General features: G+C 32.8%; 23 protein-coding genes. 14 read left to right on the plus strand and 9 right to left on the minus strand.

The genetic code is table 11. The annotated features are described in order from the left end of the window. Positions 1-39 precede the first annotated feature (39 nt). Positions 40-897 (minus strand): MBL fold metallo-hydrolase, encoded by an 858-nt coding sequence (locus tag EAH81_RS03025; RefSeq protein WP_140503621.1) that lies wholly within the window; start codon positions 895-897, stop codon positions 40-42. Positions 898-1,129: 232 nt separating this feature from the next. Beyond that, a complete protein-coding gene (locus EAH81_RS03030; RefSeq protein WP_140503623.1) occupies positions 1,130-2,056 on the minus strand; it encodes a hypothetical protein in 927 nt (308 codons plus the stop codon). Positions 2,057-2,384: 328 nt separating this feature from the next. Here EAH81_RS03030 and EAH81_RS03035 point away from each other — a divergent pair, with 328 nt between their 5' ends. From EAH81_RS03035 to sufD, 7 genes are all read left to right on the plus strand, one after another. Further along, positions 2,385-2,714: a HesB/IscA family protein gene (locus tag EAH81_RS03035; RefSeq protein WP_140503625.1), complete on the plus strand. Its 330-nt coding sequence runs from the start codon at positions 2,385-2,387 to the stop codon at positions 2,712-2,714. Between the two features lie 69 nt (positions 2,715-2,783). Next, positions 2,784-4,232: a Fe-S cluster assembly protein SufB gene (gene sufB, locus EAH81_RS03040; protein WP_140503627.1), complete on the plus strand. Its 1,449-nt coding sequence runs from the start codon at positions 2,784-2,786 to the stop codon at positions 4,230-4,232. 16 nt (positions 4,233-4,248) lie between these two features. Next, positions 4,249-4,455: a DUF2683 family protein gene (locus EAH81_RS03045; RefSeq protein ID WP_140503629.1), complete on the plus strand. Its 207-nt coding sequence runs from the start codon at positions 4,249-4,251 to the stop codon at positions 4,453-4,455. Then, positions 4,446-4,718, plus strand: coding sequence for a Txe/YoeB family addiction module toxin (locus EAH81_RS03050; protein WP_115844336.1), 273 nt, complete (start codon positions 4,446-4,448; stop codon positions 4,716-4,718). Before EAH81_RS03045 ends, EAH81_RS03050 begins: the two co-directional genes overlap by 10 nt. Positions 4,719-4,724: 6 nt before the next feature. After that, positions 4,725-5,213, plus strand: a complete 489-nt coding sequence (locus tag EAH81_RS03055) for a flavodoxin family protein (protein WP_140503632.1) — start codon at positions 4,725-4,727, stop codon at positions 5,211-5,213. 14 nt (positions 5,214-5,227) lie between these two features. Continuing rightward, positions 5,228-5,974, plus strand: a complete 747-nt coding sequence (gene sufC / locus EAH81_RS03060; RefSeq protein WP_140503634.1) for a Fe-S cluster assembly ATPase SufC — start codon at positions 5,228-5,230, stop codon at positions 5,972-5,974. 65 nt (positions 5,975-6,039) lie between these two features. Beyond that, complete coding sequence (gene sufD / locus EAH81_RS03065; protein WP_140503636.1) at positions 6,040-7,356, plus strand: Fe-S cluster assembly protein SufD; 1,317 nt, start codon at positions 6,040-6,042, stop codon at positions 7,354-7,356. Positions 7,357-7,564: 208 nt separating this feature from the next. Here the strand turns inward: sufD and EAH81_RS03070 are convergent, their stop codons facing one another. Next, the gene (locus EAH81_RS03070) at positions 7,565-8,113 is read right to left on the minus strand and encodes a hypothetical protein (protein ID WP_140503638.1); all 549 of its coding nucleotides are present in this window, start codon (positions 8,111-8,113) and stop codon (positions 7,565-7,567) included. Between the two features lie 58 nt (positions 8,114-8,171). After that, positions 8,172-9,521: a serine hydrolase domain-containing protein gene (locus tag EAH81_RS03075; protein WP_140503640.1), complete on the minus strand. Its 1,350-nt coding sequence runs from the start codon at positions 9,519-9,521 to the stop codon at positions 8,172-8,174. Between the two features lie 221 nt (positions 9,522-9,742). Here EAH81_RS03075 and EAH81_RS03080 point away from each other — a divergent pair, with 221 nt between their 5' ends. From EAH81_RS03080 to EAH81_RS03110, 7 genes are all read left to right on the plus strand, one after another. After that, complete coding sequence (locus tag EAH81_RS03080; protein ID WP_140503642.1) at positions 9,743-10,957, plus strand: aminotransferase class V-fold PLP-dependent enzyme; 1,215 nt, start codon at positions 9,743-9,745, stop codon at positions 10,955-10,957. Between the two features lie 13 nt (positions 10,958-10,970). Further along, positions 10,971-11,396 (plus strand): hypothetical protein, encoded by a 426-nt coding sequence (locus EAH81_RS03085; RefSeq protein ID WP_140503644.1) that lies wholly within the window; start codon positions 10,971-10,973, stop codon positions 11,394-11,396. Between the two features lie 2 nt (positions 11,397-11,398). After that, positions 11,399-11,824: a SufE family protein gene (locus tag EAH81_RS03090; RefSeq protein ID WP_140503646.1), complete on the plus strand. Its 426-nt coding sequence runs from the start codon at positions 11,399-11,401 to the stop codon at positions 11,822-11,824. A 176-nt stretch (positions 11,825-12,000) separates the two neighbouring features. Continuing rightward, entirely contained in the window at positions 12,001-12,408 is a 408-nt protein-coding gene (locus tag EAH81_RS03095) for a GxxExxY protein (protein ID WP_140503648.1), read from the plus strand. Between the two features lie 76 nt (positions 12,409-12,484). Then, positions 12,485-12,808: an SUF system Fe-S cluster assembly protein gene (locus EAH81_RS03100; RefSeq protein WP_042564763.1), complete on the plus strand. Its 324-nt coding sequence runs from the start codon at positions 12,485-12,487 to the stop codon at positions 12,806-12,808. A gap of 244 nt (positions 12,809-13,052) precedes the next feature. Next, positions 13,053-13,562 (plus strand): DUF2480 family protein, encoded by a 510-nt coding sequence (locus EAH81_RS03105; protein WP_140503650.1) that lies wholly within the window; start codon positions 13,053-13,055, stop codon positions 13,560-13,562. Between the two features lie 78 nt (positions 13,563-13,640). Further along, positions 13,641-14,591: a DUF3078 domain-containing protein gene (locus EAH81_RS03110; protein ID WP_140503652.1), complete on the plus strand. Its 951-nt coding sequence runs from the start codon at positions 13,641-13,643 to the stop codon at positions 14,589-14,591. Between the two features lie 513 nt (positions 14,592-15,104). On the opposite strand, the gene hflX is transcribed toward EAH81_RS03110, so the two are convergent. From hflX to EAH81_RS03135, 5 genes are all read right to left on the minus strand, one after another. Further along, the gene (gene hflX, locus EAH81_RS03115) at positions 15,105-16,340 is read right to left on the minus strand and encodes a GTPase HflX (RefSeq protein WP_140503654.1); all 1,236 of its coding nucleotides are present in this window, start codon (positions 16,338-16,340) and stop codon (positions 15,105-15,107) included. Between the two features lie 192 nt (positions 16,341-16,532). Beyond that, positions 16,533-17,402, minus strand: coding sequence for a hypothetical protein (locus tag EAH81_RS03120; RefSeq protein ID WP_140503656.1), 870 nt, complete (start codon positions 17,400-17,402; stop codon positions 16,533-16,535). 138 nt (positions 17,403-17,540) lie between these two features. Continuing rightward, positions 17,541-18,890 carry a DUF5689 domain-containing protein gene (locus tag EAH81_RS03125; RefSeq protein ID WP_140503658.1) on the minus strand — a complete coding sequence of 450 codons (1,350 nt, stop codon included), beginning with the start codon at positions 18,888-18,890 and terminating at the stop codon, positions 17,541-17,543. A 20-nt stretch (positions 18,891-18,910) separates the two neighbouring features. Continuing rightward, positions 18,911-21,748 carry a carboxypeptidase-like regulatory domain-containing protein gene (locus EAH81_RS03130; RefSeq protein ID WP_140503660.1) on the minus strand — a complete coding sequence of 946 codons (2,838 nt, stop codon included), beginning with the start codon at positions 21,746-21,748 and terminating at the stop codon, positions 18,911-18,913. Between the two features lie 442 nt (positions 21,749-22,190). Next, positions 22,191-23,408: an MFS transporter gene (locus tag EAH81_RS03135; protein ID WP_140503662.1), complete on the minus strand. Its 1,218-nt coding sequence runs from the start codon at positions 23,406-23,408 to the stop codon at positions 22,191-22,193. Positions 23,409-23,638 lie beyond the last annotated feature (230 nt).

Raw genomic sequence — 23,638 nt, forward strand, 5'->3', positions numbered from 1 at the left:
TATAGTGAAAATGGGATTTTTTATGATTTAAAATTTCTTTTAAAGGATTTCTTCGCAAGTAAAAACTTCTTTCAATCGAACACCTTTCTCGGTATGTTCAACCGTTATAATCTGATTGTGTGCATCATGCTCCAGAAACAAATAATGATTATGATCTGCCGCCGCATTTAGAAATTTTGCTTTCTCGGGCATTGTCAATAAAGGTCGCGTGTCATAACCCATAACATATGGCAACGGAATATGTCCTGCTGTCGCTAATAAATCAGCGCAAAAGACGATGGTTTTATCTTGATATTTAATATGTGGAATCATTTGTTTCTCCGTATGACCGTCAACATAGTAGATTCCAAAATTTAATTCTTCACAGAAACCAAAATCACTTTCAGGACGTTTTATAAAATTCAATTGTCCGCTTTCCTGCATTGGCAAAATGTTCTCTGACAAAAAGGAAGCTTTTTCTCGAGGATTTGGTTTTATTGCCCATTCCCAATGATTCTCGTTGCTCCAATATTTAGCATTTTTAAAAGCTGGTTCATAGCCGGTTTTATCCGAATTCCATTGAACACTTCCTCCACAATGATCAAAATGCAAATGCGTCATAAAAACATCGGTAATATCATCTCGGTGAAAACCATATTTTGCCAATGATTTATCAATAGAATGAGAACCCCAAAGCGAATAATAACCAAAAAACTTTTCCGATTGTTTATCCCCCATTCCCGTATCAATCAAAATCAAGCGATTTCCATCTTCAATAAGAAGACAACGAGCTGCAATATCAATTAAATTATTGGCATCAGCCGGATTAGTTTTGCTCCAGATTGTTTTGGGCACAACTCCAAACATTGCACCTCCGTCTAACTTAAAATTTCCGGATTCTATAGGGTAAAGTTTCATAAGAGTATATTTCTAATAAGAAAACAAAGCTAGGAAATCCAATTTCTTTATGCTAGGCATTCACTCATAATGTTTTTTCATGCTTATATAAAGTTGCCCACCAGATTAAACTGATTTAACAGATTTTCACTGGTTTTTTATTCCCACGAAAGGCTTGAAAGCTTGGTTAAACTAAAAGTAATCTGTGTAAATCAGCAAAATCCGTAAAATCTGTGGGCTAAAAAGTCAAGTATTATTCAAGCGTGATTGATGCGCTTCCCATTATTTCTTGTTTGTCGAAGAAGTTGACAAAATAAGTTCCTTTATTGAATGGATTTTCATCAGAATTTAAAACTCCATAAACATTTGCAGGTTTACCCTGAAAATCTACTGATACAATAAAACTGTAAACTAAAGCTTTATCGTTTCCAAATTCAATCAATTTATTATCGCCCAAAACAGTATTGTTTTGATCCAAAACCTGAATATAAAAAACTTTTTTTCCTGTTTTAGCAACGGAATTTCCATTGATAGAAAAACTAACTTTAAGTTTTTTTGTGCTTTTTGCTTTATCAGTTTCCTGTTCTTTTCCTGATTTTTTTTCTCGAAGTGCAATCACTTTAAAGCTATTCAGTGATAATCTCGAAGCGTCTTTTAAAGTGGATTCTAATTGTTTTTGTTTCGAAATCAAAGTATCATTTTCTGCCTTTTGTTTATACATGACAACATTTTGGCTTTCAATCTCCGTTAACAAACTTTTATTTTGAGATTTTAAATTTTTAACTTCTATTCCTTTCGATACCAATGAAGCATTCATATCTAAAAGTTGTTTTCTATAGATATGTATTTGTTCAACCGAAGGATTTTTAGAAGCTTTAATAATTTCCATCAAATTTTCAATGTTCTTTCTTTCGATTTCTAATTGTTGTGCCAATGCAGTTTTCTCAAGTATAGCCGCATCATAAGCCAATTTTAAATTCGTTAAGGAATCTAAAATATTCTCTTGGGCAAGAGTTTCCTGACTTAATTTTTGATTTTTTTGATTTTTTGATACCTCTTCAGTCTTCTCAAAACTTTCATTTGACTCTTTACTAAAAATAAAGACTGTAGCACCTATTCCAAAAACAAAAAATACCGCTAAAAGTGCTTTTAACCACTTGCTTTTATACTGTTTTTTCATAATTACTCACAATTTTTTGCAAAAATACTAATAATTTATCAGCGAAAGCAGGTATAAATACGGTTTTTTTAACTTAAAAATTATGAAACACTCGGTCAAAAACACGAAATATTACAATTTCATTTCTTTTTTGTCCATATCTATCAAAATAAGTTCTATCTATTTTAACATTTGTTATAATAATGTGAAGCGTTATGGAAAAAGGTTTTTAAGTCGTATCTTTGCAGATAATTTCATTTCAACATTGAGTAACAGCACTTTAAAATGTAATAATAAAATTACTATTTTAACGAAATTCAAGTGAAAGCAAAAATAAATACCATAAACAATGATAAAAGTTTCTGATACAGCTAAAAAGAAAATCATCGATTTAATGAAAGATGATGGTTTTGATGCCGCACATGACTACGTACGCGTAGGAGTGAAAAGTGGTGGATGCTCTGGTTTGTCATATGATTTAAAATTTGATAAAACCAAAGGCGACGACGATAAAATATTCATAGACAACGACATAACAATTGCAGTTGAAAAAAAATCATTTCTATATTTAGCCGGAACAATTCTAGAATTTTCTGGCGGATTAAATGGAAAAGGTTTTGTGTTTAACAACCCAAATGCGAGCAGAACTTGTGGTTGTGGAGAATCCTTTTCGTTATAAATTAAAGTCTAAAAGCAAAAATTTAAACGCTTAAGATTTTAAATTTTAAGCGTTTTAAAAAACTAAAAAATGTCAAAATATACTGAAGACGATTTAAAAATCGAACTCGAAACCAAAGAATACGAATACGGATTTTATACCGATATTGAATCGGAGACATTTCCTATTGGCTTAAACGAAGATATCGTAAGAGCTATTTCTCTTAAAAAAGAAGAACCTCAATGGATGACCGATTGGCGTATTGAGGCTTTTCGTGCATGGAAAGAAATGATTGAGCCAGAATGGGCAAATGTTCATTATGTAAAACCAGATTTCCAGGCAATATCTTATTATTCAGCTCCAAAACAGGTAGATCCAAATAAAACTTTGGATGATGTAGATCCGGAACTTTTAGAAATGTACAAAAAGTTGGGAATCTCTGTCGACGAACAAAAAATGATGAACAATGTCGCTATGGATATTGTTGTCGATTCTGTTTCTGTGGCTACTACATTCAAAAAAACATTGGGAGAAAAAGGAATTATTTTCTGTCCTATTTCAGAAGCTATAAAAGAACATCCTGAATTAGTTCGTAAATATTTAGGAAGCGTTGTACCTCAAAAAGACAACTTCTATGCTGCATTAAACTCAGCAGTTTTCTCTGACGGAAGTTTCTGTTATATTCCAAAAGGTGTTCGTTGTCCAATGGAACTTTCAACTTATTTTAGAATCAACCAAGCAGGAACCGGACAATTCGAAAGAACTCTTGTTATTGCTGATGAAGGAAGTTATGTTTCATACTTAGAAGGCTGTACTGCACCAAGCCGTGACGAAAATCAATTACACGCTGCTGTAGTTGAATTGATCGCAATGGATGATGCTGAAATTAAATATTCTACCGTTCAAAACTGGTTTCCTGGAAACAAAGAAGGAAAAGGTGGAGTTTATAACTTCGTAACCAAAAGAGGTTTATGCGAAACAAACGCTAAAATTTCATGGACACAAGTAGAAACTGGTTCTGCTGTGACTTGGAAATATCCTTCTTGTGTATTGAAAGGAGATAATTCGGTAGGAGAATTTTATTCGATCGCCGTTACCAATAATTACCAACAAGCAGATACGGGAACTAAAATGATCCATTTAGGTAAAAACACTAAATCGACTATTATTTCCAAAGGTATCTCGGCTGGTAAATCACAAAACAGTTACCGTGGATTAGTGCAAATCAGTCCTAGAGCTGAGAATGCAAGAAACTTTTCGCAATGTGATTCTCTTTTAATGGGAAACAATTGTGGAGCGCATACTTTCCCTTATATCGAAAGCAAAAATCCATCGGCTAAAATCGAGCACGAAGCAACTACAAGTAAAATTGGAGAAGATCAGGTTTTTTATTGCAACCAAAGAGGTATCCCAACTGAAAAAGCAATTGCCTTAATTGTAAATGGTTTTAGTAAAGATGTCTTGAACAAACTTCCAATGGAATTTGCTGTTGAAGCTCAAAAATTATTAGAAATTTCTTTAGAAGGATCTGTAGGGTAATAAAAAACAAAGCGATATGGATATCATCTTAAAAAATGTAAAGAAAAAAGATTTCCCAGTGTTTCAATCACTGGCAAAATCTCTTGGTTTTGAAATTATAGAAGAAAATGAAAAACCATATAATCCAGACTTTGTAAAAGAGATTCTTGAAGCTAGAGAAGAACTTAGACAAGGTAAAGGCATAAAAATGACAATAGAAGATATTGACAAACTATGGAAATAGTTTTTTCAAGAAAAGCAGAAAATGATCTGGAATTTTGGAGTAAATCGGGAAATAAGAAAATTTTAAAGAAAATTTCTGAATTATTACGAGCAATTCAAGAAAGTCCTTTTGAAGGCATTGGAAAACCAGAACAATTAAAATATAATCTATCTGGTGTATGGTCACGAAGAATTGACCAAGAACATCGATTAGTTTATGAGATCATTGATGAAAATACCATTGAAATACTAAATATCATTTCATTAAAAGGACATTACGAATAAGTATTAATGGAAAACAAGAAAGTAATCATTTTAGGTTCATCCAGAAAAAACGGAAATACAACCAGAATTGTAGACGAGATTTCTAAAGAAACCGGAATTGATGTAATTGATTTAAGTGATTATAATATATCTTATTATGATTACGAAAGCAAAAACAGAGAAGATGATTTTTTACCTTTAATAAGAGGTATCATCGAAAAATACGACACTTTAATTTTTGCAACGCCAATTTATTGGTATAATATGAGCGGTATTATGAAGGTTTTCTTTGATCGTATTTCGGATTTAATCCGAATTGAAAAGGAAACTGGACGAAAACTAAGAGGAAAGAAAATTGGTGTGATATCAAACTCACATGACGATGAAATCGAGGAAAGTTTTTACATTCCGTTCAAAAAATCAGCCGATTATTTAGGCATGGAATATTTAGGACACGCGCATTTTAATGCCAACATCCTAAACCAAACAACAAAAATAGAATTGACATTTATATAAAATAAAAGAAAACAATGTTATCAATAAAAAACCTTCACGCCTCAATTGGTGATAAAGAAATCCTTAAAGGAATTAATATAGAAGTTAAAGCTGGCGAAGTACACGCTATCATGGGACCAAATGGTTCTGGAAAAAGTACACTTTCGGCTGTAATTGCCGGAAACGAAAATTACGAAGTTACTGATGGAGGTGTTTTCCTTGACGGAGAAGATCTTGCTGATTTAGCTCCGGAAGAAAGAGCACACAAAGGAGTTTTCCTTTCTTTTCAATATCCTGTAGAAATTCCCGGAGTTAGTGTTACTAACTTTATGAAAACTGCAATCAACGAAACTCGTAAAGCAAACGGTCAAGCCGAAATGCCTGCGAACGAAATGCTAAAAGTAATTCGTGAGAAATCTGAGTTATTAGAAATTGATCGTAAATTTTTATCCCGTTCTTTAAACGAAGGTTTTTCTGGTGGTGAGAAAAAAAGAAACGAAATTTTTCAAATGGCAATGTTAGAACCAAAATTGGCAATCCTTGACGAAACCGATTCAGGTCTTGATATCGATGCTTTAAGAATTGTAGCTAACGGAGTAAACAAATTGAAAAGCGAGAAAAATGCCATTATCGTAATCACACACTACCAACGTTTATTAGATTATATCGTTCCGGATTTCGTTCACGTTCTTTACAACGGAAAAATTGTAAAATCTGGTGGAAAAGAATTGGCTTACGAATTGGAAGAAAAAGGATACGACTGGATTAAAGCAGAAAACTAGTTTACAGTTACAGTTTACAGTTTACAAAACTCATAACTTATAACTCATAACTCATAACTACAGAAATGGATTTAAAAGAAAAATTAGTATCGTCTTTTATGGCTTTTGAAGAGCGTGTCGATGTACATTCAGATTTACATGACATTCGCACCAAAGCACTAAAAAACTTTGAAGATAAAGGTTTCCCAACCAAAAAAGAAGAAGCTTGGAAATATACATCGCTAAACGCCATCTTAAAAAATGACTTTACGGTTTTTTCAAAGCAGGAAAATGCAATTGAATTTAATCATGTAAAAAAATACTTTTTACACGAAATCGACACTTACAAATTAGTGTTTATCGATGGTGTTTTCAGTTCACATTTATCTTCTACGACACACGATGGAATCGATGTTTGCTTAATGTCATCGGCATTGACCAAACCAAAATATAAAATGATTATTGATAAATACTTCAATCAAATTGCAAGCAAAGACGAAAGTTTGACTTCGTTGAACACTGCTTTTGCAAGTGAAGGAGCTTTTATCAATATTCCGCAAAAGAAAGTAGCTGATAAGCCAATTGAAATCATGTATTTCTCAACTGGAAACGAAGCCGCATTATTGGTTCAGCCTAGAAATTTGATTATTGTTGGAGAGAATTCTCATGTTCAGATTATCGAACGCCACCAAAGCTTGAATGAAAATCCGGTTTTAACCAATTCGGTTACAGAGATTTTTGCTCAAAAACGTGCTATTGTAGATCACTATAAAATTCAAAACGATAATCTTGAGGCGAATTTAATCGACAATACTTACGTTTCGCAACAACAAGAAAGCCATGTTTATGTGCATACTTTTTCGTTTGGAGGAAATCTAACTCGTAACAATTTGAACTTTTATCACTTTGGAGAAAGATTAACAAGCACACTAAACGGAATCACAATTATTGGCGAAAAACAACACGTTGATCATTATACTTTAGTAAAACATTCAACACCAAATTGTGAAAGTTTCCAGGATTATAAAGGAATTTTCTCTGATCGCTCGACAGGAGTTTTCAACGGAAAAGTTTTAGTAGAAAAAGAAGCTCAAAAAACAAATGCTTTCCAAAAAAGCAATAACATTTTATTGAGTGATAAAGCTACAATCAATGCAAAACCACAATTAGAAATTTTTGCAGATGATGTTAAATGTTCTCACGGTTGTACTGTTGGACAATTAGACGAAACAGCGATGTTCTATATGCAATCTCGTGGTATTCCAAAAAAAGAAGCCAAAGCTTTATTGATGTACGCATTCTCAAATGCTGTTATCGAAAGCATTAAAATACCGGAATTAAAACAACGGATTACTAAAATCATTGCCATGAAATTAGGCGTGAATTTAGGATTTGATTTGTAGAAAGTTTATAAATACAAAAAAACCACTCAAAAGAGTGGTTTTTTTATTTTTTAAAAAGAGCTTCCCAGATTTTTGTCCTGTCTTTTAGACTTCCCAGAGTATTATCCTGCTCTTTAATACTACAAAGGTATTATTTTTCTTGCCTTTACATCAAAAAAATCGATACTTTTTTTCTATTGTAGTACTGATTACAATTCAACTATTCTATTCAGTAAAGATATTCATCAATCAAAGTTTCATTACCTCTCACTTTAAATATTAATTTAATTTCTTCTAAATCAAAAACGATCCCATATTGACCATCTGACAACGTAAAATTTTCTTTTCTTAAAGCTGTAATTACCGTCACTTCGTATAAATTAAGTTCTATAAAATTGTATTCAGCAATAATGTTTAGAGTTTCATTATTCTTAAAAATCTGTTTTAAAACTAATCTTAATGGCCTAATCTTTTTAGGGGGAAAATTTACAAATCGGAACTTTTCATTTTTAAAATTAAAAAATTTCAGGATTTTAAAAGATTTATTTATAACCTCTTCCACTGTTCTTATATCAATTCCTTCTCTTTTTCCAAAATCATCCCCATGTTGATCCCTAATAGAATAATGCTTATCAATCCAAAATTCCGTAATTATATTTTCAGAAATGTCATTAATTTTTTTCGCACTTTTAGAACATGCATTTTCAACATAAGCGTCTTTATCAATAATAACTTCTTTATTTTCTTTTTTAATTCGAGGCCTTTTACTTTCAGACATTAAATAAATATTTCAACAAAAATAGTAATCTAAATCTTATATTTTAAAAATATCGAAACTATTTCTTCACACTATCAATTATCCCTTTCAAAAACCCATTAAAATCAAATCCTGGTTCTTCTTCTTTCACTCCCATTCTAACAATTACCATATCTAAAGACGGAATAATCGCCACCATTTGTCCTTGATAACCGCTGCAATAAAACATATCACGAGGAACATCCGGAAATTTTCCTCCGGCGTTTAGCCAAAATTGTGCACCATATTTTCCTTCCGATGTATTCGTTGGAGTAGATGTATATTTTACCCAGCTTTCGTCCAAAATTTGTTCTCCATTCCAATTTCCTTTGTGTAGATACAACAATCCAAATTTTGACCAATCGCGTGGAGTCGCCCATCCATAAGACGAACCAACGAAAGTTCCCGACATATCTTGCTCAACAATCATAGAATTCATTCCTATTTTGTCAATTACGGCGCTGTACCAAAAATCGAGATATTCTTGTTGGTTTTTAAATTGTGCTCTTAAAATTCGAGATAATAAATTAGTAGTTCCTGAGGAGTAATTCCAATGTGTGTTTGGTTTAAATTGGGCAGGTTTATCCATTTGAACTTTTCCCATATCTTCAGCCTGGAAAAGCATTTTGGTAGCATCACAAATCGTACTATAATTTTCTTCCCACTCTAAACCGGAATTCATGTGAAGCAAATCATTTATGGTGATAACTTTACGATCGTCGTTTTTCCATTCGGCAATTGGTGCCGGTTTATAAATGTCAATTTTTCCTTGTTTGGCCAACACTCCAAAAGCAGAACTCGTAATACTTTTAGTCATTGACCAGCCTAAAATTTTACTGTCTTTATTAAAACCAGTATCGTATTTTTCGGCTATTAATTTATCTTTATACAAAACCACAACAGCACGTGTACGTTTTGTTTTTCCTCCATCTTTATCAAAAGAATTTTCAACAGCACTTTTCAATTTCGTATAATCGATGTTTGAAAACAAAGTATCTTTTGGCGCATTATTCCCATAAGGGAAAGGAAGATTATTGACTAATTTAGTTCGTTTTGGAAGCAAATAGGGTTTCGAAATATCAAAATCATCATTGATTAACGTTGCGCCTAAACCTTCACGATAAATCGCTTTTCGTTCTTTTAAACCATAAACATTTGAAACAGCAAATTTCCCGGCATCGTTTATACTATTCGTTGCCAAATCAATCATATCGATATCATTGTCTGTTTTTTCAATTAAGTCTTTCGATCGATGATCTAAGAAATGTCCCGAAGCAACACTTTTGGCTGAAAAGCCGGAAATCAAATCCAATTTTGGATATGTTGTAAATCCGAAATACAAAAATGTAAGAACTAAAACAAGTACAAGTAATTTGAGAAATTTTTTCATATTGTTAAAAGATATTTTTACTGCAATATAATTAATTTATGTTCACGATATTATACCTCTATTTAGATTTAAAATTCATATAATTTACAAAACGAAACAAATTTTTAAAGAATCAATATTCAAATCTACAATTGATGGCACCATAAAAGGAAATTATAGTTTTGATGGATAAACCAATTTAGTTTTAGTACTTTTGTAGATAGAATTTTTCTAAATAAGACATGTTAGACATCCAAAAAATAAGAGCTGATTTTCCGATACTTTCGGAAAAAGTAAACGGAAAACCTTTGGTTTATTTCGATAACGGAGCAACCTCACAAAAACCACAAATTGTGATCGATGCGATCGCAAAATATTATCAGGAAATCAATGCCAACATTCATCGTGGTGTTCATACACTAAGTCAATTGGCAACGGATGCTTACGAAATTTCGAGAGTAAAAATCCAACATCATATCAATGCTAAATTTTCTCACGAAGTTCTTTTTACATCAGGAACAACATTCGGAATCAATTTAGTAGCCAACGGTTTCGCCTCTATTTTAAAACCTGGCGACGAAGTTATTGTTTCGTCTTTAGAACATCATAGTAATATTGTGCCTTGGCAAATGTTGTGTGAAAAAACCGGAGCAACTTTAAAAGTGATTCCAATAAATGAAAATGGCGAATTAATTTTAGAATCTTTTGATGCTTTGCTTTCAGAAAAAACTAAAATCGTTACTGTAAATCATATTTCAAACGCATTAGGAATCGTTAATCCTATCAAATATATTATTGAAAAAGCACATGCTGTTGGTGCAGCCGTTTTAATCGATGGCGCACAGGCTGTTCCCCATTTAAAACCGGATGTTCAGGATTTAGATTGCGATTTTTACGCTTTTTCAGGACATAAAATGTGCGGTCCAACCGGAACTGGAATTCTATACGGAAAAGAAGAATGGTTAAACAAATTACCTCCTTATCAAGGTGGTGGAGAAATGATAAAAGAAGTTACTTTCGAGAAAACTACTTATGCAGATCTTCCTCATAAATTTGAAGCCGGAACTCCAAATATTGCCGGCGGAATTGTTTTAGGAACTGCTGTTGATTATTTGAACAACATTGGTTTTGACAATATTCAAAAACAAGAAGAAGCATTACTGGCACACGCTACAAAACGTTTATTAGAAATTGAAGGTTTGAAAATTTACGGAACCGGAAAAAATAAAGCTTCAGTAGTTTCGTTTAATATTGACGGAATTCATCCTTATGATATTGGTACAATTATCGATAAATTAGGCATTGCAGTGAGAACCGGACATCATTGTGCACAACCTATTATGAACTTTTTCTGCATTCCGGGAACTATTCGCGCTTCATTTTCTTTTTACAATACAATTGAAGAAATTGACACAATGGTCGAAGCAGTTAAAAAGGCAAAAACTATGTTAAGCTAAAAAAAACTTATTTATGAGAATATTATCTTTATTGCTCTTGACGATTTTCATCGGAACAAGTTGTTCCAGTCAAAAAATTACCGATATGACAACTACACAAATGGAATATTCTGCGGTGTCTCGTGGTCTTTACAAAAAGATACTTGTTCAAAATAAAACAGTTTCTATCATTAATGGTAAAAATACCGATGCGGTAGTAAGCAAAATAAGTGATGCAAAATGGAAACAGATTGTAACGGAATTTTCAAAAGTTAATTTAGAAAGTATTCCAACTTTAAAAGCTCCAACGGAAAAGCGCTTTTACGATGGTGCCGCAATTGCAAATTTAAAGGTAGTTCAGAATCAGAAAACATACGAAACTCAAGGTTTTGACAACGGCAATCCTCCAAAGGAAATAGAAAAACTGGTAAATTTGCTGCTGGATTTTACGAAAGAATAATTATGACAATAAAAGAGATACAAAACGAAATAATAGACGAATTTTCGATGTTTGACGATTGGATGCAACGTTATGAGTACATCATCGAATTAGGAAAAAGTCTTCCGTTAATCAAAGAAGAATACAAAACGGACGAAAATTTAATCAAAGGGTGTCAATCTAAAGTTTGGCTGCAAGGGGAACAAAAAGACGATAAAATTGTTTTTACTGCTGATAGTGATGCAATTTTAACCAAGGGAATTATCGCCATTTTAATTCGCGCTTTCTCTAATCAAAAAGCAGAAGACATTATAAATGCTGATACTCAATTTATAGACGATATTGGTTTAAAAGAACATTTATCAGCAACTCGTGCAAACGGATTGGTTTCGATGATTAAAAACATCAAAATGTACGCTTTGGCTTTTGATTCAAAAAACAAAAATTAAAAAAGACGTATTTGACCATATAAGTGATATAAGAAATATAAGCTTGTGTTTACTTTATAAACTAAAAGAACATATAAGTTTGCTATTAAATGAACTTATATTACTGATAGGGTAAAATATTACTTAAGTAAGTTTTATCTTTCTTTTTTATTTGTTATTATTGCTAAAAAAGTATAATGACAAAGAAATATTTGACTGATTTAATTTATCAGGTAAACGGAGCGGCAATTGAAGTTCATAAAAATATTGGAGCTGGACTTTTAGAAAATATTTATCATCAATGTATGATTAAAGAATTATCTCTAAGAGGAATTAATTTCCAATCTGAGTTGGTAATTCCAATTGAATATAAAGGCATGGAACTTGAGTCTGATCTAAGATGTGATTTGTTTATCGAAAACTGTTTAGTTCTTGAATTGAAAGCGGTCAATCAAATCATACCAATTCATATTGCAAAGTTAATGTCATACATGAAGCTTTTAAAATCTCCAATAGGATTAATGATAAATTTTAATGTCACAAGTATTTATCACGAAGGTCAAAAAACATATGTCAACGAATTGTATCGATGGCTAGAAGATTAAAAATAAAAAATAACCATACAAATAAGCGCAATACTTAAATGAGCTTATATAACTTATATGGTAAAAACACAAAAAAATGGAACAAGAAATAGACACAAACGAATTAGGAGAATCAATTGTAAAGGTTTTAAAAAGCATTTATGATCCGGAGATCCCTGTAGATATTTACGAATTAGGATTGATTTATGACGTAATGGTAAATACTGATTACGAAGTAAAAATCTTAATGACTTTAACGTCTCCAAACTGTCCGGTTGCGGAAAGTTTACCAAGAGAAGTAGAAGAAAAAGTTAAAACAATTGAGCACATTAAAGATGTTGATGTTGAGATTACTTTTGATCCGCCTTGGAGTAAAGATTTAATGAGCGAAGAAGCAAAATTAGAATTAGGAATGCTTTAAAAAAGTTTTCAGTTTTCAGTTGCAGTTTTCAGTGATCAACAAGAGCTGAAAACTGCTACTGAGACTAGAAAAAAATTAGAAATACTTAAGAAAAGTATACAGTTTACAGTCTCAGTTATAGTGCTCATCTGCGACTGAAAACTGAGACTAAAAGAGTGCTTTAAAAAAGTATGCAGTTTATAGCAATGCTCAACTGAGACTGAAAACTGAGACTGCGACTTTTTATACCTGAACACTAAAGAAAATGGAAGAAATCATCAATAAAGTTACCAATAGTGTCTTAGAAGTTTTTGATCTTGAGGATTATTATCCAAAAGGAACGCGCGTGCAAATAGATATTTCGCAGTGGCTTTTGGAAGGTTTTTTATTAAAAGAAAAAGACTTTAGAGAACATCTAAAAAATCACGATTGGTCACAATATCAAGATCAGTACGTGGCGGTTAATTGTAGTACAGATGCCATAGTTCCGGCTTGGGCATTAATTTTAGTAGCAGTACAATTGGCTCCATTTGCCAAAAAAGTAGTCAATGGAACCATAGAAGATTTAGATGGTAGTTTATACGAAGAAATCTTACCTGCAATTGATTATTCAGTATACAAAAATAAACCTGTTATTGTAAAAGGATGTTCTAGAAAACCAGTGCCAATGCGTGCCTACATTTTGGCTACAACTTATTTACAGCCATTTGCAAGAAGCATTATGTACGGCGAAGCATGTTCAGCAGTACCTTTATATAAAGAGTCTAAGAAATAAGTTTCTTTTACATACAATAAAACCTACACCTTTTGGCGGTTTTTAGTATATTTGTTAATACACTTAAACTAAAAAACCATGAGAAAGCTAGCTTTATTACTCTTCGTTTTAGCGAACTTAACTTTTGTTCAAGCCCAAAATTCAGAAAAAGAATTAATTCAGAATACTGAAAAAGCAGTCAAGAAAATAAATGACACTATCGAGGGAGAAGGTTGGAAAGCAAAAGGAACCGTTTCTCTTTTACTAAATCAATCAAGTTTCAATAACTGGATTGCCGGAGGTGAAGATAGCTTTTCAGGAACTTTAGGAATCAACTACGACTTCAATTACAAAAAGGACGATATTACGTGGGACAACAAAGTTTTGGCCTCTTACGGACTTTTACAAACCAAAAACGCCGACTATGAAAAAAAGACCGATGACCGTTTGGAATTCAATTCAATCGTCGGAAAAAAAGCTTTTGGTCAATGGTATTACTCTTATTTTCTAAATTTCAGAACGCAATTTTCAACAGGTTATCTGTATGGCAAGGATGAAAATGGAAAAGAAATCAGAACCGAAAATACAAAATTCATGTCTCCGGGTTATCTTACAACAGGTCCTGGTATTTATTGGACAAAAGATGATAATCTAAAAATAAACTTTGCGCCTTTAACTTCTAAATTTACTTTTGTAGATGGTGCTTACACCTCAGGAATCGATCAGGCAACTGGTTTACCATATGTAGATGAGAGTTATTTTGGAGTAGGTACTGACAAAACTATGCGTTATGAATTGGGTTTCTATGCCTCCATTTACTATAAATTAGCTATCATGACCAACGTAACGGCTGAAAATACTTTGAATTTATATTCTAACTATTTAGAAGATCCTCAAAATGTAGACATCAATTATTCCCTAAATATTATCATGAAAGTGAACAAATTTCTATCTGCCAATTTATCCTTTCAGGCAATATATGATGACAATGCTTTTCAGGGTTTTCAAACCAGAGAAGTATTTGGTTTAGGAGTTAATTTCGGATTCTAATTTGAAACAGAAAACTGCTTATATTTTACCGCAAAGAATGCAAAGTTTATATCAATTAGATTCTATAAAAATAGAAAGTTCGCAAAGCTATATGTAGATTTAGCTTTGCGAACTTTGTGTTTTATGAAGAGACTTTAATACAATCTTTGCACTCTCTGTGGTAAAACCCTCCTTTCAACCTGACGTTTTTTTACCACAGAGAGTGCAAAGTTCTTTATAATTAGTGGTTTTATAAAAACACAAAGTTCACAAAGCTTTGTGTTGATCTAGCTTTGCGAACTTTGTGTTTTATGAAGAGACTTTAATACAATCTTTGCACTCTCTGTGGTAAAACCCTCCTTTCAACCTGACGTTTTTTTACCACAGACAACGCAAAGTTCTTTATAATTAGTGGTTTTATAAAAAACACAAAGTTCACAAAGCTTTCTGTTGATCTAGCTTTGTGAACTTTGTGTTTTCTATCGTAAAGTAAAATTAAATCTTAGCGTGCTCCTGCGGTTAAAATCTAAAGTTCTATTCCTGTTCTTCTTCTTTTTCAATTGCATCTTTATAATCCGGATACAAAAATTTATTATAAGGAAATCTGGTTATGTGAATCTGACGAACAGCTTCATAAACTCTTTCTCTAAATTCCTCAAAATTTTCTTTATTCGTAGCCGAAATAAACAATGCATTATCTTCTCCTAAACGATGCATCCAAGTTGATTTCCATTCATCAAGTGTATAATGTCTTGGCGTTTTTTCCGTCATTAAATCATCTTCATCAATGGTCAAATGTTTATAAGCATCAATTTTATTAAAAACCATTATAACAGGTTTTTCATGTGCTTTTATATCCTGCAAAGTCTGATTTACAGATGCAATATGATCTTCAAAATCAGGATGTGAAATATCTACAATATGAAGCAACAAATCGGCTTCGCGAACCTCATCTAAGGTACTTTTAAAAGAATCAACCAATTGTGTTGGCAATTTTCTAATAAAACCTACTGTGTCCGAAAGCAAAAATGGCAAGTTTTTAATAACCACTTTTCTAACCGTGGTATCAAGAGTTGCAAATAATTTATTTTCAACAAACACATCACTTTTTCCAACCGCATTCATCAAAGTCGATTTTCCAACATTCGTATATCCAACAAGAGCCACACGTACCATTGCGCCACGATTACTGCGTTGAACACCCATTTGCTTATCAATCGTTTTGATTTTATCTTTCAACAACGAAATTCTGTCACGTACAATACGTCTATCTGTTTCGATCTCCGTTTCTCCGGGACCACGCATACCAATACCACCTTTTTGGCGCTCAAGGTGTGTCCATAATCCAGAAAGTCTTGGCAATAAATAGATACATTGCGCCAACTCAACCTGAGTTCTTGCGTATGAAGTTTCAGCTCTTTGTGCAAAAATATCCAGAATCAAATTGGTTCTGTCTAAGATTTTACAATCTATAATTTTGGAGATATTTTTTTGTTGCGATGGTGATAATTCGTCATCAAATATTAAAGTCGATATCTCATGTTCTTTTACAAAAAGATTGATTTCTTCTATTTTTCCCGTTCCCACAAAAGTCTTCGGGTTTGGACGTTCCATTTTTTGCGAAAAGCGTTTAATAACTTCACCACCAGCGGTAAAAGTTAAAAACTCCAGTTCATCCAGATATTCGTTAAGTTTTTCCTCACTTTGATTTTGAGTCACAATACCAACAATGGCAGTTCTTTCAAAATTTATAACTTCTTTTTCTAACATAGCTTTGAATAAGGTGCAAATTTAATGATTTGTAAGGTACTAACACTTATAGAATTTCTTTTTTAAGTTCTATTTAGGAAATTAGTGGTTATCTTAAAAAGATAAACCATTTAGAAAATGAAGATAATTAAGACTTTAATCTTAACAAAACTTCATTTTTAAATGGTTTTGAGTATTTTTTAAATAGCTGATTTATTCGTAAATAAACGTTTTTTCCGTTTTTACGATTCCGTTTTCCTCAATTTGAGAGCATGAGATTGGGAAATTCAATTTATTGTATTTGTATTTTCTACTTACAGCCACCAAAACTGCAGACGATGGACTAAAGTTTACTTCGTTATTATATGAGATTGCTTCAAAGCTAAATTCCTCTTCATGATAAGAAATCATAGGTACAATTACTTTATAATTATCACCAAAAAGACTTTGAACAATTAACTGGTCTACAGATTTTTTATCATCAAAAGTGTAGGTTTTAGAAATTTTATCTCCAACCAAACCTTTGTGTTTTACCACATTATCATTGGTGTAAACATATTCTATTTTTCCAATTATTGCTTTATTTCTATCACGTGAAGTACGTCTTACAATAATACCATTTTCGACTATATATTCAATATCATCGAGTAAATTCTGATGATTTGTACTTTTTTTAGTCGTTACTTTTATCCTTGCTCCTTCATAAGCAAAAGTTACTACTTTAGTAATATAATCCGGTCCTTCCTGATATTTTTTGACAAATTTTATAATGTTGTTATCCGCATCATAAGAGTAATTCACAACTTCTTTCCAATCACTTCCAACTTTGTCTTTTACGGTCATATCCAATAATCCATTGGTATTGTAAAAGAAATGCTGAATAACATCTGAAGTGGTAATAGTCTGGATCTTTCCGTCTTTAAACAAAACCGTTTTATTGACGATTTCTCCATCTTTAGAATTTTGATAATTTGTTTTGACAATGTTGATTTGTTTTAATCGAACAGGTGCTGTGTCTTCGTTCTGACTGTGCAGCAAGCATGGTAATACCATCATCATGATGGCGATAAAGTAGGTTTTCATGTAGTATTTGTATTAGTTTGGGATGACCAAAATACAAAATTCTATCAAATTTTAACAGTTTAAATCTCAAAAACAGCACACTATTAAATTATTGTCTAAAAATCAATACATTAAATATATTTTTAAAGAAAACACAACCTACTTTTCACCAAAAATCCGAACATCATCAACCATAAAAGCACCATTAAGAGTCTTATCTTTCCCAGATCCAATGTACTTAAATGCAATATGAACATTTCCTGAATACGAAGACAAATCGATTCCTCCTGAACTTATAAATTGTCGGGACGGCGTTGACAATGATGGGAAATTCGCTTCTAATTTTGTCCAATTTGCTTTAGTGACACTTGATCCATCAAAATTTGTTGATATATAAACCTCTAAGGCGTTCAACGGAGAATCGACTTTTAAATCATGCTGGGCACTTCTAAAAGAAAATATTACATTTTTATAATCACTCAAATTGATTTTTGGCGTTACCAGCCACGCAATGTTTTCGGCCGCTGTTGTACTTGTTGAATTAAACTCTGCATAACCATTTCCGGCATATAGCATACTTTTCCACAATTTTGAAGCTTTCTGCACAATATTGCTCCAACCCGGCAAAGCAAAATTTACATTGTTCTTTACCGATTGAAAATCTTCAGCAAAAAAAGGAACATTTCTCTTTCCATTCATTACAACATCTTTTTCTGACCTAATCATTAACTGATAATCTGTTCCGAATTTTGTCAATATCCCCCTAACTTTTCCGCTTCCTTCCGGTACAAAATGATCTGCAAAACTGGCATAACCACTTGTTCTGAATATAATTTGATTACCTGTATTGTCCCTTAAATTCCAATTTGTAGAACCGCCCACATTATTCGATTCTTCAAAATAATGGCGCCCTATTGCAGCTTCTGTAAATTGCACATTTGTTAATTCTATTAATGTGTTGAGTTTATCATCATTCAATGCTTCTTCAACAGAAACTGCCTGAACTAATTGGTTTTCATCAATAACAGCACAAGAAGCATTTAATACATTTTTATAATCATTTTGCGAAACCCTTCCAATCGTTGGATCGCCAGAATTACTTACATAGAGACTTCCAATTCGCATGCCTCCAAAATACAGATCTGTAAATTGATTTTTAAGTTTTATGTAAACTTTATTCCCTACACGAAAATCAATATAGGAGTTTGAAACATCGACGGGAATATTAAATCCTATTGCAGGTGTTTTGTCTGTTGCCAAAGTTTGAAAAGAAATTGCCTTGAAAAAATTTCCTTCTTCATCACTCGATACAACATAAGCTTCAATTACATCATTGTAACCATATTGTTTAGGAACGGAACCTGAGATATCCTTAACTTTTTGAACGGTTTGATTTACAGTTAAATCAGGCTGTGTACAAGCTAATCTTGGAATTTCGACTTCGTTATTACAACTACAAAAAAAGACAAATAACAATGCGAAAAAGGGAATTAAAAAGCTATTTTTCATTACAAATGTGTTTTAAATTTTTATAAACTAATGGTCAGATTTACGAAATAAGTTCGTCCATATCCGTAAAAATATTTGGGACCAAATGATGGTGTTCCACTGGAAACATCTTGATTAAGTGCTCTAAAATTGGCATTTCTGGCTTGTTCAAAACCACCTGTTTTATAGGTTAAATCCAGAACATTATTTATACTCGCAAAAAGCCCAATATATTTGCGCGAGAACCGCCAGGACTTGCCTCCGGAAATATTTAATAATACTATTGGATCAAATTTTTCTTGTTTTAATAATGTCAATGCATGCTCTTCTGTCGCTTCGGGAAAAACAAGACCACTTATCGAATTTTTATAAAAACGGGCTGTTCTGGCAATAGGCGAAACATCGATATAACTTTCGGTCATGTAATTAATATTTGATGCAAGCCACCAATATTTTGGATCTCTATATTCCAGTCCTAATGAATAGGCTTGTTGTGGCATGCCTGATTGCTTGTAATTTTTAAGGTATGATTCTCCAAAATCAAAAGTTGCTTGTGTGTCACCATTGGCTACATTTGCATCATTTGTTATCGAAACATTTGGATTGCTGTTGTAGGTGTAATTACCGTAAGCGGCAGATAGAGTCGTTTTTAATGTTAATGAGATTTGATATTCAAAACTCAATTCAAGTCCAATGTTTTTCTTATCTAAATTGGTTAAAGTCTGGCTCACAAAAGCATCTGTACTATTGTAGCTTGCTCCTCTGTCAAAAATTCCTTCTGCATAAAAAAAGGAGGTTTTTGTAGTGTTTTTAATCAAAGTATAATAACCTGTAAAACGCATTTTTAACTTTGGCGAATGAAAAACATAATTCCCTTCGGCACTACTGATGTTTTCGTTTTCGATTCCGTTAACTACTGAATTATTCAGACGTGAATTTGAAAATGTATTTCGAAGCGATGGCGCTCTCGTAAGATGCATTCCATTAAAAAACAACCATTGTTTTCCTGAAATCTTATAGGTAAAACCGCCTTTGAAACCAAAATTTTCAAAAGTCACTTTCTGGCTTTTACCAAATGAAGTTATTGGATAAATTCCGTTTTGATACAATCCATCTCTTTGATAATTTGAAACAGAATAAGATTGTCCCAAGTAAAAATCAACCTTATTGTACGAGAATTTAAATTGGGTAAAGGCATCAATTGTTGTGGCTAGAAAATTATAATTATAACCATAAATATCTCCTTCCTTAACTTGGCGATTCGGGTTTTGTAAATCTGACTGAGCTTCATTTCCGCTGTAAAAAGCATCTATATCTTCAAAATACTGACCTCCAAGTAAATCTGTAAGATATTGAAATTGATGTGATTTTAAATTTCTAAAAGTAATTCCACCATCAAATGCGCTATTTTCTGAAAGCTGTATATTTAAATTTGAATTTGCTGCAAGTGTGTTATCGTCCGTTCGATCTTCATACAAAACATAATGACTTTGCGCAGCTTCATATCCTGTAATCACTCCATTAGAATTTAGAATTGGGCTTTGATTTGCCTTATACATCGCATCCCAATCTATTTGAGGTTTTTCAAGAAACAATAGTTTGCTTTTCTCGGCATTTTGGTAATCTGGTGTAAATTCTCCTGAAAATTCTCCTTTGTCTTTTGCATAAAGTGAACTATAATAACTGGGTAATTTTCGATAATAAGTAGGATCCGGGCTGTTTGCGCTTTGATAATCTATAGTACTGTTTCCTACTTTTCCAAACTGATACATTACGCTCGAATTAAGATTTATTTTCTCGTTCAGCTTAAAATAATGATTTAGCATCAGCAATGGTTCCTCGACTTTTTTGATTCTGGCATTTCGTTTTTCGTCATTCTGAAAACCCCAATATGAGTTGTACTTTTCGTTTGTTAATTGTATTACTTCATTAGTATTAGCGGAGTTTTTTGCACGAATACTTGGTGTATAAAATCCCGTAAAATTCAAAGATTGTCTTTTGTTTAATTTCTTTTCTACACTGATAAAAAAGGATTCGGCATCAAAACTTGTCCCTTCAAAATAACCTTCACCAGCCCAGCGTTTTCCTGCCGAAATCGCGAATGCCCAACCAGAACCATTCATTCCAGAAATATAAGTGCCAATTGCCCGTAAATTATAAGTTGTATTGCTTCCTGAAAAGGTAAGTTGCGTCCCTTTTCTATACATTGAAGCACGCGTAGATATTTGCTGTGTTCCTAAAATACCTCCAAATGTATAGTTTGAAGCTGCTGCTCCTACAGAGAATTCCTGATTTCTAAGCACATTATTTAAACCGCCCCAATTGCTCCATTGTGGTCTTCCGTCATAGATTTTATTCATCACCATTCCGTTGAGCATCATGGTTCCGTTTTCACTATCTAAACCACGAACTCTAAATCGGGCTTGTCCCCAATTGAATGCTGAGGCTTGCATAAAAGCATCTTTTGAAGATTGTAATAAACCTGAAGTCATTTCAGATGAACTATTATCGTCAGACAAATCACTTTCCAATAAAGAAATCAAAGCTGCCGGTGTTTCATCTGAAAACCGATCTTCTAATTGAAGTATTCCCAAGTTTACTTGTTGCCCGAAATTTGACTGTACTTTTAAAAGCAAATCTCTATATCCCTGACTGTGCAACAAGAGTAATTGTTCTCCTTTTATTACAGAATGTAATTCAAATTTTCCGCTTTTGTTTGTGAGTTGTGTTATCGCAGAATTTTGAATACTTACGACGATATTCTCTAAAGGATTTTGCGTTTTTGCGTCAATCACCAATCCTAAAAAAATAGTTTCTTGTTGTGCAAACGCAACTTTAAAAGACAGTAAAACAAAAAACAATATGTATTTCTTCCCCATGAAAACTCTAATTTATTTTGATTAATAGTTCTCAGATTAAAATTGCTTTGGTTTTCAAAACATTTTAATCCTTACATCAAAGAATAAAATTGGTCTCTGGAAAAGAGTTATATAAAATTCAAATCAATAAAGTAAAGACTGATTTGAATTCAAATATAGGCAAAAAACAATACTAAAGTAATTTCTTGTTAATTAAATTTTAAAATAAAAAATAATAGTGGCGTTTTTAGCGCAGATAAATTAGTCGTTGCAGAAGATGCAAACTTTATTTTCTCATTTTATGTCATTTCGACTAAGGAGAAATCCTCGTGAGAAGCTCGACAAAGATTAGACTCTCGTTGCGGAGTTACTCGCGAGGATTTCTCCTTAGTCGAAATGACAATAATACGATTAACGTATTTAATAAAACTTTGCGACTCTGCGACTTTGCGAGATTAAAAACCTACGTTGTTCTAATTTTAGACACCATAAAAGCAATCAAAACACCAAAGATTCCGATAAAGGCAAATGAAAATTGTAGTCCGAAATTTTGGGCAATATGTCCGATAACTGGAGGTCCCATTAAAAAACCCAGAAAACTTACACTGGAAACAATCGTCAAAGCTTCGCCTGGCGGAACGGTCGGATTCTTTCCTGCCATACTATAAACGGTAGGAACAATTGTCGCAACTCCCAAACCAACTGCCATAAAAGCAATTGTACAAGGGATAATATAAGGGAGAAAAACCGCTGTAAAAAGTCCTGCCGAAATCATGATTCCGCTAATTTGCATCACACGCTCACGTCCGAATTTATTGATTAGTCCATCGCCTAAAAATCTTCCGCTTGCCATCATAATCATAAACGAAGTATAGCCTAAAATCACCAAAGGTCCGGGCGCTTTTACGATATCTTTAAAGTAAACTCCGCTCCAGTCAAACATTACTCCTTCACTTGCCATACTGCAAAAACCAATTACACCAAGCCAGATTAAAGCACTATCAGGTTTTGCAAATAGCTTTTTCTTTTCTCCTGTTTTATGTTTTATTTTTTCTTTGGCTTTGACCAAAAATTTAAAGTTAAAAACAACCATTAAAAGCACAACTCCTCCAACAATCAGAAAATGATGAAATGGCGTGAGATTTAAAGCTAACATTCCTAAACCAACTAAAGCTCCGGTAAATCCGGCAAAACTCCACATTCCGTGAAATGATGACATGATAGTTTTTCGAAAAAGGACTTCGGTATAAACGCCTTGCGTGTTAACCGCAATATTGGCTAGATTTCCGAATAATCCAAACATACATAAACCCAGAGATAATTGTAATGCTGTTGTAGCCAAACCCAAATTTGCCAAACATAAAACATACATTATTAAGGAGAAAATTAAAATGCGATGACTCCCGAATTTAGTTACCATTTTTCCTGAAAAAGGCATAATTACCAATTGCCCCATTGGAAGCGCAAAAAGTATCGACCCCAGATCTCCTTCGGTCAAATGTAATGCCGTTTTGATGTCCGGAATTCTACTCGCCCAGGTTGCAAAACTCAAACCCATTCCGAAATAAAACATTCCAACTGCAAAACGAATTCGGTTTAAATAAGATGCTTTTGCCTCTCTGTAGACTTTCTTGATTTTCCCCTTAGTTTGGAATAATGATAATGGATTGAAATTTATCAAAGTGAATGCATTTTAGATTTAATACTATAAAAGTACTAAAAAGCAATTTTATAGACTATAAAACCCTACTAGTTCCTGAATTTATAACGTTGTATGTTTATAATTTTTTTGAGTTGCAAAGGTTCTGAGGAACAAAGGGGCAAAGGTTTTCTATCTATCCGCATAAAAAAGACGCACTGCTGTGCGTCTCTACGTTTCAAATAACCTTGTTTTTTGCCCACGGATTTTAC

Origin of the sequence: Flavobacterium pectinovorum, assembly GCF_006438875.1 — a bacterium.
Lineage (GTDB): Bacteria > Bacteroidota > Bacteroidia > Flavobacteriales > Flavobacteriaceae > Flavobacterium > Flavobacterium pectinovorum_A.

Excerpts from the sequence above, each read along its gene's own strand:
- EAH81_RS03025 (WP_140503621.1), bottom strand. The coding sequence starts at position 897 with ATGAAACTTTACCCTATAGAATCCGGAAATTTTAAGTTAGACGGAGGT.
- EAH81_RS03030 (WP_140503623.1), bottom strand. The coding sequence starts at position 2,056 with ATGAAAAAACAGTATAAAAGCAAGTGGTTAAAAGCACTTTTAGCGGTA.
- EAH81_RS03035 (WP_140503625.1), top strand. The coding sequence starts at position 2,385 with ATGATAAAAGTTTCTGATACAGCTAAAAAGAAAATCATCGATTTAATG.
- sufB (WP_140503627.1), top strand. The coding sequence starts at position 2,784 with ATGTCAAAATATACTGAAGACGATTTAAAAATCGAACTCGAAACCAAA.
- EAH81_RS03045 (WP_140503629.1), top strand. The coding sequence starts at position 4,249 with ATGGATATCATCTTAAAAAATGTAAAGAAAAAAGATTTCCCAGTGTTT.
- EAH81_RS03050 (WP_115844336.1), top strand. The coding sequence starts at position 4,446 with ATGGAAATAGTTTTTTCAAGAAAAGCAGAAAATGATCTGGAATTTTGG.
- EAH81_RS03055 (WP_140503632.1), top strand. The coding sequence starts at position 4,725 with ATGGAAAACAAGAAAGTAATCATTTTAGGTTCATCCAGAAAAAACGGA.
- sufC (WP_140503634.1), top strand. The coding sequence starts at position 5,228 with ATGTTATCAATAAAAAACCTTCACGCCTCAATTGGTGATAAAGAAATC.
- sufD (WP_140503636.1), top strand. The coding sequence starts at position 6,040 with ATGGATTTAAAAGAAAAATTAGTATCGTCTTTTATGGCTTTTGAAGAG.
- EAH81_RS03070 (WP_140503638.1), bottom strand. The coding sequence starts at position 8,113 with ATGTCTGAAAGTAAAAGGCCTCGAATTAAAAAAGAAAATAAAGAAGTT.
- EAH81_RS03075 (WP_140503640.1), bottom strand. The coding sequence starts at position 9,521 with ATGAAAAAATTTCTCAAATTACTTGTACTTGTTTTAGTTCTTACATTT.
- EAH81_RS03080 (WP_140503642.1), top strand. The coding sequence starts at position 9,743 with ATGTTAGACATCCAAAAAATAAGAGCTGATTTTCCGATACTTTCGGAA.
- EAH81_RS03085 (WP_140503644.1), top strand. The coding sequence starts at position 10,971 with ATGAGAATATTATCTTTATTGCTCTTGACGATTTTCATCGGAACAAGT.
- EAH81_RS03090 (WP_140503646.1), top strand. The coding sequence starts at position 11,399 with ATGACAATAAAAGAGATACAAAACGAAATAATAGACGAATTTTCGATG.
- EAH81_RS03095 (WP_140503648.1), top strand. The coding sequence starts at position 12,001 with ATGACAAAGAAATATTTGACTGATTTAATTTATCAGGTAAACGGAGCG.
- EAH81_RS03100 (WP_042564763.1), top strand. The coding sequence starts at position 12,485 with ATGGAACAAGAAATAGACACAAACGAATTAGGAGAATCAATTGTAAAG.
- EAH81_RS03105 (WP_140503650.1), top strand. The coding sequence starts at position 13,053 with ATGGAAGAAATCATCAATAAAGTTACCAATAGTGTCTTAGAAGTTTTT.
- EAH81_RS03110 (WP_140503652.1), top strand. The coding sequence starts at position 13,641 with ATGAGAAAGCTAGCTTTATTACTCTTCGTTTTAGCGAACTTAACTTTT.
- hflX (WP_140503654.1), bottom strand. The coding sequence starts at position 16,340 with ATGTTAGAAAAAGAAGTTATAAATTTTGAAAGAACTGCCATTGTTGGT.
- EAH81_RS03120 (WP_140503656.1), bottom strand. The coding sequence starts at position 17,402 with ATGAAAACCTACTTTATCGCCATCATGATGATGGTATTACCATGCTTG.
- EAH81_RS03125 (WP_140503658.1), bottom strand. The coding sequence starts at position 18,890 with ATGAAAAATAGCTTTTTAATTCCCTTTTTCGCATTGTTATTTGTCTTT.
- EAH81_RS03130 (WP_140503660.1), bottom strand. The coding sequence starts at position 21,748 with ATGGGGAAGAAATACATATTGTTTTTTGTTTTACTGTCTTTTAAAGTT.